Raw genomic sequence first — 15,062 nt, 5'->3', positions numbered from 1 at the left:
AATTAACCTTGCGCTAGCGCTTAGCTCAGCGCCCCTTTCACCTCGACCGAACTGCCATGACGGCTAGCGCTCACCTCAATACGAACCGGCATCTGCTCTTTGAGTTCGCTGACGTGGGAAATAATCCCAATCATGCGGCCACTCATTTGCAGCTCGCTCAGCATGGCAATCGCTTGGTCCAGGGCGTCTTGGTCCAGGCTGCCAAAGCCTTCATCTATGAATAGCGTATCGAGCTGAATACCGCCCGCGTAGGCCTGCACCACATCGGAAAGCCCCAGCGCCAGCGACAGCGCCGCCATAAACGACTCCCCACCAGAGAGCGTGGCCACCGGGCGATTTTTGCCGGTGTAGGTATCAGCCACGTCCAGCTCAAGGCCAGATGCTTTATTGCCTTTAGAGGGGTCTTCCCGGCGCACCAACTGGTATCGCCCACGGCTCATGCGCACCAAACGCTCAGACGCTTGAATCAACACATCATCCAGCAGCACGCCCAGTACGAACCGCTGCAGGCTAATGCGATGGCCGGTGCGACCGTTGGCGACGTCGCTCAGCGTGCCCCACAGCTGGTATTGGGCTTCCAGCTCCGCCTGGGAGGCGTGGGCAGCCGTCAGCTTTTGGTGAATGTTTTGCAGCGTGGTTAATCGCCCATCCAGTTGCCGCCAAGACTCTAGCTGGCTGTTTTCTTGAGCCTGTGCACTTTCAGCCTGGGCAGTCAGTGCGGCAAGATCCGGCGGCGTTTTTTCCGCCAGCTGGGTTTGGTAATTCTCTAGCGCGCCCTCAAGCTCGGCCAAGCGGCGTTGATACGCCTCCACCCGATGCGTCAGCTCGTGCCGCTGGGCATCATTCAGTTGGGCGGCCTGATATTCCGCCTCATCAGCAAAGGGGCTAGCCTGCAGCGCGGACTGCCACTCGGCGTGAGCCTGCTGAAGCGACTGCTCGCTACGCTCGACCCGCTCGTTCGCCCCGCGTAACTGCTCTTCCGCCCGCGCCAGTTGGGTCTGGCTAGTCGAAAGCGCTTGCTGGGCGCTCTCCCAGGCTTTTTCAAGCTGGGCGATGTGCTGCTCCAGCTCGGCCAGGGTTTGGCGCATTGCTTCGGGATAACGGGCGTCTTCCGGCAGCGATTGGCTCAGCTGGTCGCGCTGACTCTCTAAGCGAAGCGCGTGCTCTTTCGCCTTTTCCACCTCAGGCCGCTGGGCTTTTAGCTGTTGATCCAGCGTGCCCCACTCGCGTCGCAGCGCGTCCCGGGCTTCGGTCTGTTGGCGAATCTCAGCGTCAACCTGCTCTCGGCGCTGCACCTGGCGGCGCAGGTCTTCATAGGCATTTTGCAAAGCAGACAGCGGTTGACTCGCCCACTCCCCTAACTGCTGATTCAGTCGCTGGGCCTGCTCTGTGTGGCTATCGATCTGTTGGGTGAGCTGATGGTGATGGCGCTCTGCCCGTTGTAGCGCTTGACGGGCCTGTTCTTGCGCCGCTCTGGCCTCTTCCACCTGTGCCTGGGTGACCAACTCGGCGCGATTTATCGCTGGGGCGGGATGTTCCAGGCTGCCACACACCGGGCAGGGGGCATTCTGTTCAAGGGTCAGCGCTAACAGCGCGGCCTGGCCCTGGTGCCAGCGCATCTCCTGCTCAGTGGCGTAGCGTTCGGCACGCTTGGTCTCGCCTTGCTGGTGGCTGAGCGCGTTTTTAGCCTGCAGCTGTTGCGTGGTTAATGCCTGGTGCCGCTGGGTGAGTTCATCCAGCTCTTGGCGCAGGGCTAGCAGGTGGTGATGGCGGGTTAGCTCAGCGGGGGCGCTCGCCAGTTGCTGAAACTCACTCTGCAAGCGTTCCAGGTGAACGCCGATGGCTTCGCCTTGCTGGCGAATGCCATCTAGCTGCTGCTCATCGCGCTTAAGCGCCTCATTGGCCTGTTGCCAAACGGCCTGAGCTGTTTGAAAGTGCTCCTGCAGTTCACTGAGCTGCTGGCTTTTCTGGATAAACTCGCCCAGCTGGCGGTGCCGCTCCCTCATTACGGGGAGCTCCGCCTGCTGCTGGCGTGCCGTCTCTAGCGCCTGCTGTGCCTGTTCAGCGTGAGAATGCCGCGTGATTAACGCAGCGTTTGCTTGGCGCTTCTCATCGTGGGCGGTAGCCAACGCCTGCTGCGCTTGGTCTAGAGCGACTTTCTGGGGGCGCAGCGCCTGGGCATGGGTACTCTGCGCTAACCGCGCTTGGCTATTGTCTACCTCAGCGTGCTGCTCAAGATGACGGGCTTTATCGGCTGCCAGCGCGTCCCGCGCCTCAAATTGGGGCTGTAGCGCCAGGGCCTCATCGCGCTGCTGTTCGGCAAGTCGGCGCTTTCGCTGCGCGGTTTCAAAGCCTTCTCGTGCTTGGTCTACCTGTGGCACCAGCGCTTCCAGCTCTTGCGCCAACGCGGCTTCGCTCTCAAGCTCCCCCCCGGCAAGAATGCCATTGATATGCTGGCGATGATCGCTCACCGCCCGCTCTATTTGATTAGCCTGAGTGCGCAGGCGCTCTTCAATACGCTGGAACACCTGGGTTTGAAACAGCTGGGAGAAAATGACTTCGCGCTCTTTGGCGCCTGCCAGCAGCAGTTCGCGGAACTTACCCTGGGGGAGCACCAGCACCTGACGAAACTGATTGGCGTCTAGGCCTATTAGCGCTTCCGGCTCCGCCGTGGCGTCGGTGACCTTACGCGCCACTAGGCACTCGTCCTCCTCGCCTTCCGGAGTGAGTCGCCACAGCTGGGCTTCTGCGGTTTGTGTCGTTGTGCCTTCGCCGCTGGCCTTGGGGCGCTCCTGCAGAGGCACTCGGCGCACCCGATACATGACATCACGCAGGCGAAACGTCAGGCTGACTTCGGTGAGCAGAGAGGCATCCGCCTGATCGCAGCGCATTTGAACGGCGTCCCGCTCGTTGCCGGTGGTTTGGCCGTACAAAGCAAAACAAATCGCATCGAGGATCGAGCTTTTACCCGCGCCGGTGGGGCCGTTAATCAGAAACAGCGGGCTTCTGCCCAGCGCGGTGAAGTCGATGGTGTCGCTAACGGCAAAGGGGCCAAAGGCCTGCATGGTCAGCGTTAATGGCGTCATGCTTGGCCCCCCTGCTCGCGACTCAGGGTGGTGATCAACTCGCCCATGGCACGGGCCTGGGCGTCGCTCATTGGCTCGCCGCTGGTTTGAGCGAAAAAGTCGCTGAACATATCCAGCGCGCTGAACGCAAGCCGCTCGCGGTCTAGCTGTTGGCGGCCTTTAGCTTCCAGCATGCCGGGCTTTTCCAGGTGTAGCACGTTGGGGTACACCGCCCGCAGTTTGCCCATGGGGTCGAGAATGGCGTGACGGTCGGTGAGGCGCACCAGCAGATAGTCATCGGCGTGGGGGTCAGCGGCCCCTTGGGCCAGCAGCTGAGCCAGCTCACCTTCCAGCACGCGCACGTCCCGGCGGGGCAGCAGCGGATGGTGGGCTATTTGGGTGACACCTTCGCTGCCCACCTCAACAAGGGTGACGCCTTTTCGCTGGGTGGCTTCGGGAAAGCTGTACTTCAGCAGCGAGCCGCTATAGCGAATGTGCTCCCCACCGCGAACCTGGGGGCCGTGAAGGTGGCCCAATGCCACGTAGTCGAAACTCTGCATGGGTTCCCACGCCACGCTTTCGGCACCGCCTAGGGTGAGCGGGCGCTCGGAGTCGCTGGCGGTGCCGCCATCGACAAAGCAGTGGCTCATCAGTAGCGTCGGGCGGCCCGGCTGGCGCTGTGCCTCAATGCGCTCCAGCAGGTAGCGGTGGGCGCTATCGAAGTCGCGTACGTCCACGCCAAACGCGCTGCGCACGTACTCTGGGTCCGCGTAGGGGATGCCGAACACATCCACCGTGTCATCGCCAAGCGGGAGCGTGACTGGCTGATCGCAAGTGGCTAAGTCAGTGAGAATATGCAGGCCGGCTTGGCGCAAATGGCGCGCGCCAAACCCCAGCCGCTCAGCGCCATCGTGGTTACCGGAAATCATCACGACCGGCAGGCCGCGCTCCTCGCACAGCTCGACCAATATCTCATCCAGCAGTGTGACCGCCGCAGCGGGTGGCACCGAGCGGTCGTAAATATCGCCCGCGACCAGCACGGCATCCACCTGCTCGCGGTCGATGATCTCCAGCAACTGCTGCAACACATAGCGCTGGTCATCCAGCAGGGAAAGGTTGTGAAATAGCCGCCCTAAATGCCAATCGGCGGTATGAAGTAATCGCATGACAGGCTCGATGAAAAAAGTGTGCGGTCATCATAGCAACCGCGCCTGCGTTTCACCCATGAAAAAGCCCCGCACGAGGCGGGGCGATTAATGCGGAACACGTCGCGGGTTAGTCTCTAAACGCATCCGGGTAGGTGGTGAGGTCCACGCCCCACAGCATCGGCAGCAGGAAGTAGACCGCGGCCACGATCAACAGCATCGCAATGATGTTGAGCCAGAAACCGTTGCGCACCATCTCGATGATTTTGATTTTACCCGTGGAGAAGATGATCGCATTGGGTGGGGTGCCTACCGGTAGCATGAAGGCGAAGTTGGCCGCCATGGCCGCTGGCACCATCAGCACGAACGGATGAATATCGAGCGCCAGCGCCAATGAGGCTAGCACCGGCAAAATCATCGTCGCTGTGGCCGTGTTGGAGGTAATCTCGGTCAAAAATAGCACCATGCCTGTCGCCAGCAAAATGACCAGCAGGAAGTTGACGCCTTCTAGCACGCTCATTTGGCCGCCAATCCATGAAGCCAGACCCGATGAGCCAAAACCTGCGGCAATCGCCAAGCCGCCGCCGAACAGCAGCAAGATACCCCACGGTACGTCTTTGGCCACATCCCACCCCAGCAGGCAGCCACCTTTTTTGGGAGAAGGAATGAGAAACAGCGCCACGGCAGCGGTAATCGCAATCATGGTGTCGTTAATGCCGGGGATCGTCAGGATCTGCCCCTGCCATAGGAACGAGCGGGTAATCCAGAAAAACGCGGCAAACAGGAACACACCGAGCACCGCCTTCTCTTCGAAGGTGATCCTACCCAGCGCTTCTTTCTCTTTGCGGATCAGCGCTCCGACGCCCGGCAATTTGGCGAGCTTGATCGGATAAATGAAGCGTGTGAGCATCACCCAGCCAATCACCAGCAGCGTCACTACCACCGGGAAGGCAAACATCAGCCAGCCCGCGAACGAAATCTCGACACCGAACAGCTCGTTCACGATCGCCGCCAGGATAATGTTCGGCGGCGTGCCAATGAGCGTGCCCAAACCGCCAATGGTGCCCCCGTAGCCCACGCCAAAAAATCAGCGACTTACTGAACTTATCAATCTCGTCGCTGTGATCTCCTTCGGTTTTGTTCAGCTCCTGGGTCACCTGGTAGACAATGGCGGTACCAATGGGCAGCATCATCATGACGGCAGCGGTATTGGATACCCACATGGACAAGAAGCCCGTGGCCGCCATAAAGCCAAACACGATGCTGTTAATGCTGGTGCCTAGCAAGGAGATAATCGACAGCGCGATGCGCTTGTGCAGATCCCACTTCTCCATTGCCAAGGCGATCATAAAGCCGCCCAGGAACCGGAAAATAATCGGGTTACCGTACGCCGCCGTTACGGCACTGCTCTCCAGCACTCCGGTAATCGGCAGCAGAATAATGGGCAGCAGTGACGTCACCGGGATAGGAATGGCCTCGGTAATCCACCACACCGCCACCCATAAAGTAGTTGCCAGCACCATGCGCCCTTCGAAGCTCAAGCCGGCGGGGTGGAAAAACATCACGACCAAAGCAAACAGCAAAGGGCCCAGCACCAAGCCGATTTTCTGTGCCGTACTATACACGGGCCGGACGGGGCGAATGGCCGCCGCTGCCCTGGGTCTTATGGGAGTCACTTCGGGATGAGGAGCCTCCAGCACTTGAGGTCGGCAACGCACACATCAGGAGATTTTTAACTTGGTCGTGGGAGTGCCAAAGCTGATCCCACAGCGTCATCGTGGCAGTTCTGCGCATTATGGAAGTACCGCTCGCAGTCAGGGTGAACGAAAGGGTTCAGGACTTAGCTGTCCCTATGGCATTTTTTGCCAGCGCCGCTGGCTTTTAGGGTGCCCTTTATTCACTGCAATAGGCCATTAGTCCAGTAAATTGGCGGCAATTACAACCAAAGTCTAACCACTTTAGTCGAAATAATTATTGTCGATTAGTCTTCGTAGATGAGTTTGCTTGGCTTTGTTTTCAGTGATTCCAGTGCTTAATCTGTAGCGCAATAAGCACGCAGAACATGCTGATAGCAAAACACTTGCTTCCCAATGGGTTGCAAGCCGCTTGCCCGTTATTAGTCCAGATTATCCAGCGTCACCACGATATCTTGGGTAGAAACATCGACGTTCCAGAAGGTATAGCTGTCATCGTCCTCGTCGACCAAGCGAATATCGAATAAGGGACTTTTATACCCCGTTAGCGTCACGCGCTGGGTATCCCCATTCATCAACCCGTCGCTGCCCAGCGCGTCCTCCTCCAAACTTTTCGAATCCGCCGTGCTCACGTACATATAGTAAATGGTGTAGCCAGTACGGTTGGTGATATCGACGTAGTAGTCGGCCGCCATGACCAGCGACGAGCTGCACAGCATCAGCAGTGCAGCCAGAAACACCTTAATGCGCATGGAAGCATTCCTTTTTCTTTTTTAGAGGAAAAGCGAGGGTTTGAGGCGCAAGCGCCGTGCTGCGATTAGTGATGGAAGCAAGCGAAGTATAATCTGGCGCTTATGACAGAGATAGCAGGTCACGTTTTTTTACACATCCGCCCAAGGCGTGCCTGCAACTGTTAGAATGCTGCCCCTTTCAGGCGCGTTGTGGCTGACCGCCACACCGCTTCCCTCTTCTACTACCTGAGAGTCGCGCAATGTTTGCCACCGTCAATGCCGTATTTCGGCCAATTTTACGGCTGGGCCTTATCCCTCAAATTGTGATTGGTATTGCCGCTGGGGTGCTGCTAGCTCTATTCACCCCTGGGATTGCCAGAGATGTTGCGCTACTTGGCCAGCTGTTTATTGCTGCGCTGCAAGCGGTTGCGCCGATTTTAGTCTTCGTACTGGTGGCGGCGGCCATTGCCGCCCACCAAGCAGGCCAACCCACCCATATCCGCTCGGTATTGGTGCTATATGTCACGGGTACGCTGATTGCCGCGTTAATTGCCGTGGCGGCCAGCTTTGCGTTCCCTACGGAGCTGGCGCTGGATGCAGGCCAAGTCGACGGCAACCCGCCGAGCGATATTTTTACCGTGCTGCGTGACTTACTGCTCAACGCGGTGGCGACCCCTGTGACGGCTCTGATGGACGCCAATTTCATCGCGATTCTGGCCTGGGCGATTGGCCTGGGGTTAACGCTGCGCCAAGCCAGCGACACTACCCGCCAAGCGCTTAGCGACTTATCCGCCGCCATTACGCGTATTGTCACGCTGGTGATTCGCTTAGCCCCGCTGGGTATTTTCGGCTTGGTGGCCGGTACGCTGGCGGAGTCTGGCGTGCAGGCACTGCTTAGCTACGCCCAGCTATTGGGGGTGATCGTTGGCTGTATGCTATTTGTGGCGCTGGTGAGTAACCCGCTGCTGGTCTATTTAGCCACCCGCAAAAACCCTTATCCGCTGGTGTTTGCCTGCCTACGGGGCAGCGCTATTACGGCATTTTTCACCCGCAGCTCGGCAGCCAATATCCCGGTGAACCTGGAGCTGTGCCGCCGCTTAGACCTGGATGCCGACACCTACTCAATCTCCATTCCGCTGGGCGCCACCATCAATATGTGCGGCGCGGCGATCACCATTACCGTGATTACGCTGGCGACTACGCACACCCTGGGAATTAGCGTGGATTTCCACACTGCGCTGCCGCTCTGCATCGTATCGGCTCTGGCTGCCTTCGGTCTGTCTGGCGTGGCGGGCGGTTCGTTGATGCTGATTCCCATGGCCGCCAGCCTGTTCGGCATTCCGACCGAAGTGGCCATGCAGGCCGTCGCCATTGGCTTTGTGATTAGCGTAGTGCAAGACTCCACCGAAACGGCGCTAACTCCTCCACCGACGTGCTGTTTACCGCCGCCGCCTGCCGAGCGCGCAAGCTCACCTAACCACTTCTTTACTGCTTGTCGATTGACAGCCCGCTGTTCCTTATATAGAACGTTCTATAAAAGGAACAACGGGCAATCACCATGGATGAGCACTCTCTTGTTACGCTAGGCCTACACCTCCAAGCGCTTCGTAAAACCCAGGGTTTCTCACTTTCACAGCTTGCCAGCGCGGCAGGCATCGCGAAATCCAACCTATGCCGCTTAGAACAGGGCAACGGTAACCCCACGCTAGACACCATTTGGCGGCTGGCCGTCCAACTCAACGTTCCGTTTGGCACCCTGGTGGCACCGATCAGCGTACCGCTCGGTGAGGATGGCGTGCAGGTACAGTTGATCGACCAGGGTAAGGGCGTGCCACAGGTGGATGCCTACTGGATGCGCTGCGCGCCCAATACGCTGCGCCACGCCGAGGCCCATACCCTGGGCACGCGGGAAACGCTGACGCTCATTAGCGGATGGTTAGAAGTAGGACCCAGAGGGTGCGACCACCACGCTCACCCCTGGCGAAAGCATCACCTTTCAGGCCGACCAGCCGCACCTGTACCGTACGCACACCGATGAAGCCACCCTGCTACTCACCGTCACCTACGGCCAAGAAGGGACCCCACCATGAGCCAGCCAGCCGATCACACGGTGCACGCCAACCCCTCACCGCTGCGCTCTGCCTTACAGGGCGTGCGTGAAGCAATTCCGTTGTTAGGCGACTATATTCCGGTCGCGCTCTCGTTTGGTTTGGTCGCGACCCAGGCCGGTTTTACCACTTGGGAAGCGGCCGCCATTTCAGCGCTGATCTACGCGGGTGCCTCGCAGTTTCTGTTCGTGGGCATGATTGCCGCTGGTGCGCCGCTATGGCTGGTGGTGGCCATGACGCTACTCATCAACGTGCGCCACGTGGTGTACGGCCCCAATTTGGCCGCGCTGCTGCCCCGAAGCCGCCACTGGCCTTGGCTGATGCACGGCCTGACCGATCAAGTCTTTGCTTTGGCGCTCACACGGCTCCCCCAGCTACCGGAAGTAAAACGGTTTAGCTGGTTTGTAGGCGCCTCGCTGCTGGCGTGGTCGGTGTGGATCATCGGTACCATCGTCGGCGCGTCCGGCGGCGAGGCGGTCACCGACCGCTGGCCGCTGCTGGGGGAGATCATGGCCTTCGCACTTCCAGCCCTATTTCTTACCATGGTGGCACCGCGCTTTACCGACAAGCGATGGGCTGCCGCCATGCTATGTACCATTTTTGCCGCGCTGGGGTTGAACCTGGCCGGGTGGAGCAACGTGGCGATTCCCCTTGCAGCTGCCTGCGGCGCGCTGTGCTTCTACACGGTCACCTTTCAACCACGGAGGAGCCGCCCATGAGCAGCGCCATGTGGATCGCCGTCATTATCTGCGCACTCGGCACGCTGCTGATGCGAGTGGTGCCCTTTTTATGGATGCAGCGGCGGTTGGGCAGCGCCACGGGGATGAACGCCATGCCCCAATGGCTGGTGATTCTGGGCCCCATGATGATTGCCGCCCTGTTGGGCGTCTCGATTGTGCCCGCCAACCCCAGCCCTGTCTCTTGGTTGGCCACCGCGATTGGCCTGAGCGTTACCCTGTTGGTGTGGCGTCGCCTGCGCTCACTGGGCTGGCCGGTGGCCGCCGGGGTGGGAGTATTTGGGGCGGTGGAGGTAGTGGCAGCCCTTGTTTGATAATGGTTTGGATTAGCTTTTACAACATGCCATGATTTCGCCTTTCTTCGTGACACCGAAGGGCACGTATGCAGACAGCAGACGCTTATGGCAGCCGCACAGGGTGGCGGGTGTTGCTTATTTTTTGCTCCACCCTGCTGCCTTTCTTTGCTATCGCCAATTAAGTAGGCACCACTGCTGATTTACCTACTCAATGTGACCAACCACGCCTAGTAACGCTCTACCAAGGAGCCACGGACAGTGCCGTAGCTCTCGGAATTACCCCCGTTGGCCTGGTTGACGCTTGGCTGGAAAAGCCCACCTACCGCTATTTACGCGATGCGCTTACCAATGTTGAGCACGTGGGGCTGGAAACCCAGCCGAACCTTGAGAAAGTGGCTTGGCTGAACCCGGATGCCATTATCGCCAGTCACTTTCGGCACGAACGCGTCGCCCCGCTGTTAAGCGCCATGGCGACCAGCGTTTACGCCAACACCGTCTATGATTTCAAGACGACGTTAGCGCTGGTGGCCGAGGCCAGCGAGCGCGAACAGCAAGCCCAAGCGCTGCTGCAGCGCTGGGAAACCCGCGTGGCGGACTTTCGCCAGCAGATCGCTGATCAGCTAGGGGGCCAATGGCCGCAAAAAGTCGCCGTCGTGCGCTTTAAAAGCGATCATGTGCGGATCTATACCAGCGGGTTTGCCGGTTCGATTCTAGATGAGCTGGGCTTTGAACAACCCGAGACGCTGGCCTCTCAAGACTGGGGGGTGAAGCTTGCCAGCACGGAGAACATTCCGGTGCTTGAGGCTGATGTCATCTTTGTGCTGCTGGAGCCAGATGACCCAGCCATTGCGGCCAACTACCAACACTGGGCTTCTCACCCTTTGTGGCAACAGCTAACGGCTGTGCAGCGCGGCCAAGTATTTGAGGCAGACCCCGTTAGTTGGATGATGGGCGGCGGTATTTTGGCGGCCAACGCCATGCTGGATGACCTTTACCGCTACGATCAGCTCACCCCGGCCACCGCTGGCAAGCAGCCACACTGCGCTGTATGCATTCAGGAGCGGCCCTCATGCTGAACAGCAGCTCTGCTAAGTGGTTAGGGTTGCTAGCAGGCGCTGCCATGACGCTACTGGCGTTTATCGGCAGCGTCATGCTCGGCACCACCCCGCTAGAGTGGTCGGCACTGTGGCGTATGCTAACCGCTTACGATCCCGCTAATGTGGCGCATATCATTCTATATACCGAGCGCCTGCCACGCGCCGTGGTGCCGGCGCTCGTGGGTGCTAGCTTGGCCGTAGCGGGCGCACTGATGCGGGCCATGACTCGCAACCCGCTCGCCTCGCCGGGTATTTTAGGCATTAACGCCGGGGCGCTGTTTTTCGTCGTGGTAGCGGTTGGCGCTACTGCCGCTGCATACGCCTGCCCATTATGTGGGTGCCGCCCTACTCGGCGCGCTAGTGGCAGCAAGTTTAGTGGCGTTGCTAAGTCGCGGGCGCTATGGCGAGAACTCGCCGCTGCGGGTGGTGCTGGCAGGGGTCGCGGTGACCGCGATGTTTGTCTCCTTCAGCCAGGGGCTCCTGGTGGTCGACCAGCAGAGCTTTGAAAGCGTGCTTTATTGGCTAGCGGGTTCTGTAGCGGGACGCGACCTTGACCTAGTATTGCCGCTGCTACCGCTGTTTGGTGGTGCCATAGTGCTTAGCGCCCTCTTGATACGTCACGCCAATGCGCTGTTATTAGGTGATGACATGGTGACAAGCCTAGGCATGCGCGCGGGCAGCATCAAACTGCTTCTGGGCCTGGTTGTGATTGTATTGGCAGGCAGCTCAGTGGCCCTGGCGGGCATGATTGGGTTTGTCGGGCTAATTGTGCCCCACATGGCCCGCCGTCTTTTTGGCATTGACCATCGCTTGATGCTTCCTGGCTGTTCCGTTTTGGGCGCTTGCTTGCTTCTGCTGGCCGATACGGCATCGCGGTTTTTAATTCCTCCACAGGAAGTGCCGGTCGGCGTCATGACAGCGCTCATTGGTACGCCTTTCTTTATTTACCTCGCACGACGCAACATGGCTCGCCAATGACACTCGCAGCGCTCTCTCCTTCTGACGCCAGCAACGCGCTTGGCACACGTTTTCGTCTCACGCTGCTGCTATTGAGTGTGGGGCTTGTGCTAAGCGCGGCTCTGTCGCTTTGCTTGGGAAGTTTTCCTACTCCACCACTGCAAGTCGGGCATTCCCTTATTAACCCAGCGGATAGCGAGCTGACGTTCATTATTTGGCAGCTTAGGCTACCGCGTATTGTGCTGGCGATCCTGGTAGGGGCGGCGCTGGCAATGGCAGGCGCCATTCTGCAAAGCATCGTGCGTAACCCGCTTGCCTCGCCGGATGTTATTGGCATTACCAGCGGCGCGGCGCTAGCCGCTGTTCTCTTTATCGCGTTGCTCAGTTCGCACGTTAGCATCGGCTGGCTACCGGTGGCGGCCATGCTCGGAGCCTTATTCGCCGCTCTGCTTGTGGTCAGCTTGGCATGGCAGCGTGGTATTAGCCCTGCGCGCTTGGTGCTAGTGGGCATTGGCCTAGCCGCCGCCATGGGCGCGGGCACTACGCTACTGATCGTGATGAGTGACGACTCCGCCGCCATGACCGCCTATACCTGGCTGACCGGCAGCTTATACGCCGCCCAATGGGTCGATGTGGCCAGCCTGCTGCCGTGGCTACTGTTAGCGACGCCGGTGAGTTTTCTGCTAACGCGCCACGCCGATACGATGGCGCTTGGCGACAGCGTAGCCCAAGGGTTAGGCGTGCCGTTACTGCGCAGCCGAATCGTGCTGCTTGCCTGTAGCGTGGTGCTGGCCGGTGCTGCGGTGGCCGTGGCGGGAGGGCTCAGCTTTGTGGGCCTCATGGCACCGCACCTAGCGGCGCGATGGGTGGGCCGACATTTAGCGCGGCTACTGCCTGCATCCGCACTGGTAGGTGCATTAATCGTGCTTTATGCCGACCTGCTTGGCCGCGTCGCCTTTTTGCCTAACGACCTGCCTGCCGGTATTTTCGTTGCGGGCATTGGCGCGCCCTTTTTTGTTTATCTCTTGTATCGGGCGCGCCAGCGTTAAGCCTTAAAAATCCAGCTGATACCCCACCGTGAACGTGCGCCCACGACCGGTGAAGTAGTACTCATCGCTGATGCGAGCGGCTTGAGAGTAATAGGTGAGGTAGTCTTCGTCGGTCAGGTTCTCGATACCCAGCGATAGCTGCCCCGTAGGGAGCTGATAGGCCAGCGAGGCATCCACCAAACCGTAGCCATCGAAGTCGAGCGCCGGGTTATCGACGCTGCGGTCGAAGTAATAGCGGCCCTGTAGGCGGGTCGAGAGACGGTCATTCCATACGGCGCTCCAGCCCAGCTTGAGCGTATCGGGCGCAATATTGATCCCGGTAAGCTTGGTGTCCACGCTGCCATCGCCGTCTTGGTCTGACTTGCCTTGGGTATGGGCGTAGGAGAGCGACAGGTCATGGTAGTCATTGATCTGCATGTTGCCGGTCACTTCCACCCCTTGGATTTCGGTTTTCTCCCGGCTGCCCACCCACGTACCGTTCTGTTCGGCCAAGCGCTGGCCAAAGTCAGAGTTCGATTCGTAGTAGCTGACTTCCAGGCCGTAACGCTCCCAGTCGAAACGCGCGCCAATTTCCTGGTTATCGGTGACGATGGGCTGTAATTGAAGCAGCGTATCCACATCCTGGCCCGGTTCGCTGATGCCCCGCAGCACGCGACCAACGTCCGGCATGCCAAAACCTTCCGAGTAGCTGGCATACAGCTGTGCCCACTCCGTGGCCTGGTACGTCAACCCCACGTTGTAGAGCGTTTCATCGAAACTGGGATTGCCGCCCCCTACCGCGACGTTGTCTTGAGTGACGTTGCTACGGTCAATCGTCTCATAGGCATCCACCTCAAGATCGGCGTGCTCATGGCGAACGCCGGCATGCAGCGTGAGCGGGTCGGCGATCTTGAACTGACCCTGCAAGAACGGCGCAATGTTGCTGTAGCGGCTTTCCGGCACGTAGGTACGCCCGGTCTCTACCAGCATTTGGCGGGTTTCATCCTCGAGGATGTCTAACCCCACCGTCACGCCGAGCCGGTCATCCAGCATGCCCTGGCGGTTTAGGGTGAACTTGGCGCCCTGTTTATCCGATTCGTTACGGGTTTGGTCGAACTGGGTATTGCCGTTGCCATCCAGGTAAGGGAAGAACGGCGTGGTGGCAAAGCGCGCTCGGAAGCGCTGGCGATACACCTGGGCATCGACCGCGTTGCCGTACCAATCCGCGTGGGAGTACGCCAAGCGGGCGGTGGTGACTTCATTAAAGCCTGGCGCGCCGTCGGGTGTGCCCCGCTCGGCGCTGGTCGGGATGCCCGCATCGCGGTCGCCCACCACGGGCACGTAGTCGTCGCCCTCTTCCAAATCAAAATGATTGAGCGACAGCTCGATATTCTGATTGTCGTCGATCCAGTAGCCTAACTTGCCGAACAGGTCGTAACTTTCCGAGTTTTGCAGCTCGCCGGGGTAGGCAATGCCCACGCGACGGTCGCCGCCATCGTAAAACACGCCCCGCTCTTGGCGAGTAGCCGCGGCTACAAAATCCCAGTCGCCCTGCTGGCCGCTAATGCGATAGTTGAGCTTGTTGCCCAAGCCTTCCGAGTGCAGGTCGTCGTCAATGGTGACGCTAATGCCCGCGCTTTGGCTAATACCGCCCCCTTCGGCCCGACGGGTGACGAAGTTGATCAAACCGCCGGTGGCTCCCAAACCATGCTCGGCGCTGGCCCCGTGAATCACTTCAATCCGCTCGACCATGGAGAGGTCGATGGTGTAACTGTCACGAGAGCTATCGCGCAGCGGATTGGACTGAGGCACGCCATCGATCAGGAACAGCGCATCGCGCCCGCGCAGCGTCTCTCCGGCGTTGGACAGCTTCTGACGGCTAGGTGAAAAGGAGGGAATCAAGTTGCTCAAGACCTGGCCAGGGTCGTCGGTGATGGCGAGCTGCTGTTCGATCTGCTCACGGGTAATCACCGTCACTCGCTGCGGCGTTTTCCCCTCTTCACTACGGCTACGCGTCGCCGTCACGACCATCGTAGGCGATTACTCGCTGAGCGACTGCCCCATCTCAGTTGCCTCTTGCTGGGCATTGGCCTGAGTGGCTGCCACTAATCCTGCCAAGGTGATCGTTGGCCAGAAAGCGGCGTGTTTCATCGTTTGCATGTCTGCTCCCTTGCGTTGTGTGTAACGTCGTACGAATGAACCCT

General features: G+C 59.4%; 8 protein-coding genes and 5 pseudogenes. 7 read left to right on the top strand and 6 right to left on the bottom strand.

Annotated elements, in window-relative coordinates:
- Nucleotides 1-20 precede the first annotated feature (20 nt).
- The 5 genes and pseudogenes from B4967_RS08945 to B4967_RS08930 all read right to left on the bottom strand — a co-directional run bounded on the left by B4967_RS08945 (nt 21) and on the right by B4967_RS08930 (nt 6,656).
- Nucleotides 21-3,086, bottom strand: coding sequence for an AAA family ATPase (locus B4967_RS08945; RefSeq protein WP_083024795.1), 3,066 nt, complete (start codon nt 3,084-3,086; stop codon nt 21-23).
- Nucleotides 3,083-4,231 (bottom strand): exonuclease SbcCD subunit D, encoded by a 1,149-nt coding sequence (locus B4967_RS08940; RefSeq protein ID WP_083024793.1) that lies wholly within the window; start codon nt 4,229-4,231, stop codon nt 3,083-3,085. The genes B4967_RS08945 and B4967_RS08940 overlap by 4 nt, the downstream gene beginning before the upstream one ends.
- A gap of 109 nt (nt 4,232-4,340) precedes the next feature.
- Entirely contained in the window at nt 4,341-5,261 is a 921-nt protein-coding gene (locus B4967_RS08935) for an SLC13 family permease (RefSeq protein ID WP_279384676.1), read from the bottom strand.
- Between the two features lie 130 nt (nt 5,262-5,391).
- Nucleotides 5,392-5,733: pseudogene (locus B4967_RS20260) on the bottom strand (SLC13 family permease); the annotation flags it as partial.
- A 593-nt stretch (nt 5,734-6,326) separates the two neighbouring features.
- Nucleotides 6,327-6,656, bottom strand: a complete 330-nt coding sequence (locus tag B4967_RS08930) for a hypothetical protein (RefSeq protein ID WP_083024792.1) — start codon at nt 6,654-6,656, stop codon at nt 6,327-6,329.
- Nucleotides 6,657-6,895: 239 nt separating this feature from the next.
- On the opposite strand from B4967_RS08930, the pseudogene sstT reads away from it, so the two are divergent.
- From sstT to B4967_RS08895, 7 genes and pseudogenes are all read left to right on the top strand, one after another.
- Nucleotides 6,896-8,112: pseudogene (gene sstT, locus B4967_RS08925) on the top strand (serine/threonine transporter SstT).
- An 81-nt stretch (nt 8,113-8,193) separates the two neighbouring features.
- A pseudogene (locus tag B4967_RS08920) lies at nt 8,194-8,725 on the top strand (helix-turn-helix domain-containing protein).
- Nucleotides 8,722-9,462 carry an AzlC family ABC transporter permease gene (locus tag B4967_RS08915; protein ID WP_083024790.1) on the top strand — a complete coding sequence of 247 codons (741 nt, stop codon included), beginning with the start codon at nt 8,722-8,724 and terminating at the stop codon, nt 9,460-9,462. Before B4967_RS08920 ends, B4967_RS08915 begins: the two are co-directional and overlap by 4 nt.
- Entirely contained in the window at nt 9,459-9,794 is a 336-nt protein-coding gene (locus B4967_RS08910) for an AzlD domain-containing protein (protein ID WP_083024789.1), read from the top strand. The genes B4967_RS08915 and B4967_RS08910 overlap by 4 nt, the downstream gene beginning before the upstream one ends.
- A 224-nt stretch (nt 9,795-10,018) precedes the next feature.
- Nucleotides 10,019-10,852, top strand: a pseudogene (locus B4967_RS08905) (ABC transporter substrate-binding protein); the annotation flags it as partial.
- A pseudogene (locus B4967_RS08900) lies at nt 10,846-11,851 on the top strand (FecCD family ABC transporter permease). The pseudogenes B4967_RS08905 and B4967_RS08900, both read left to right, overlap by 7 nt.
- Nucleotides 11,848-12,879 (top strand): FecCD family ABC transporter permease, encoded by a 1,032-nt coding sequence (locus B4967_RS08895; protein WP_083024787.1) that lies wholly within the window; start codon nt 11,848-11,850, stop codon nt 12,877-12,879. Before B4967_RS08900 ends, B4967_RS08895 begins: the two are co-directional and overlap by 4 nt.
- 3 nt (nt 12,880-12,882) lie before the next feature.
- Here the strand turns inward: B4967_RS08895 and B4967_RS08890 are convergent, their stop codons facing one another.
- Nucleotides 12,883-14,889 carry a TonB-dependent receptor gene (locus tag B4967_RS08890; protein WP_139794455.1) on the bottom strand — a complete coding sequence of 669 codons (2,007 nt, stop codon included), beginning with the start codon at nt 14,887-14,889 and terminating at the stop codon, nt 12,883-12,885.
- Nucleotides 14,890-15,062 lie beyond the last annotated feature (173 nt).

The organism is Vreelandella lionensis (genome assembly GCF_002087295.1).
GTDB lineage: Bacteria > Pseudomonadota > Gammaproteobacteria > Pseudomonadales > Halomonadaceae > Vreelandella > Vreelandella lionensis.
This window is presented reverse-complemented; position numbering and strand designations above follow the sequence as displayed.

Coding starts and splice junctions, on each gene's coding strand:
- B4967_RS08890 (WP_139794455.1), bottom strand. CDS start 14,889: ATGGTCGTGACGGCGACGCGTAGCCGTAGTGAAGAGGGGAAAACGCCG.
- B4967_RS08915 (WP_083024790.1), top strand. CDS start 8,722: ATGAGCCAGCCAGCCGATCACACGGTGCACGCCAACCCCTCACCGCTG.
- B4967_RS08930 (WP_083024792.1), bottom strand. CDS start 6,656: ATGCGCATTAAGGTGTTTCTGGCTGCACTGCTGATGCTGTGCAGCTCG.
- B4967_RS08940 (WP_083024793.1), bottom strand. CDS start 4,231: ATGCGATTACTTCATACCGCCGATTGGCATTTAGGGCGGCTATTTCAC.
- B4967_RS08895 (WP_083024787.1), top strand. CDS start 11,848: ATGACACTCGCAGCGCTCTCTCCTTCTGACGCCAGCAACGCGCTTGGC.
- B4967_RS08910 (WP_083024789.1), top strand. CDS start 9,459: ATGAGCAGCGCCATGTGGATCGCCGTCATTATCTGCGCACTCGGCACG.
- B4967_RS08945 (WP_083024795.1), bottom strand. CDS start 3,086: ATGACGCCATTAACGCTGACCATGCAGGCCTTTGGCCCCTTTGCCGTT.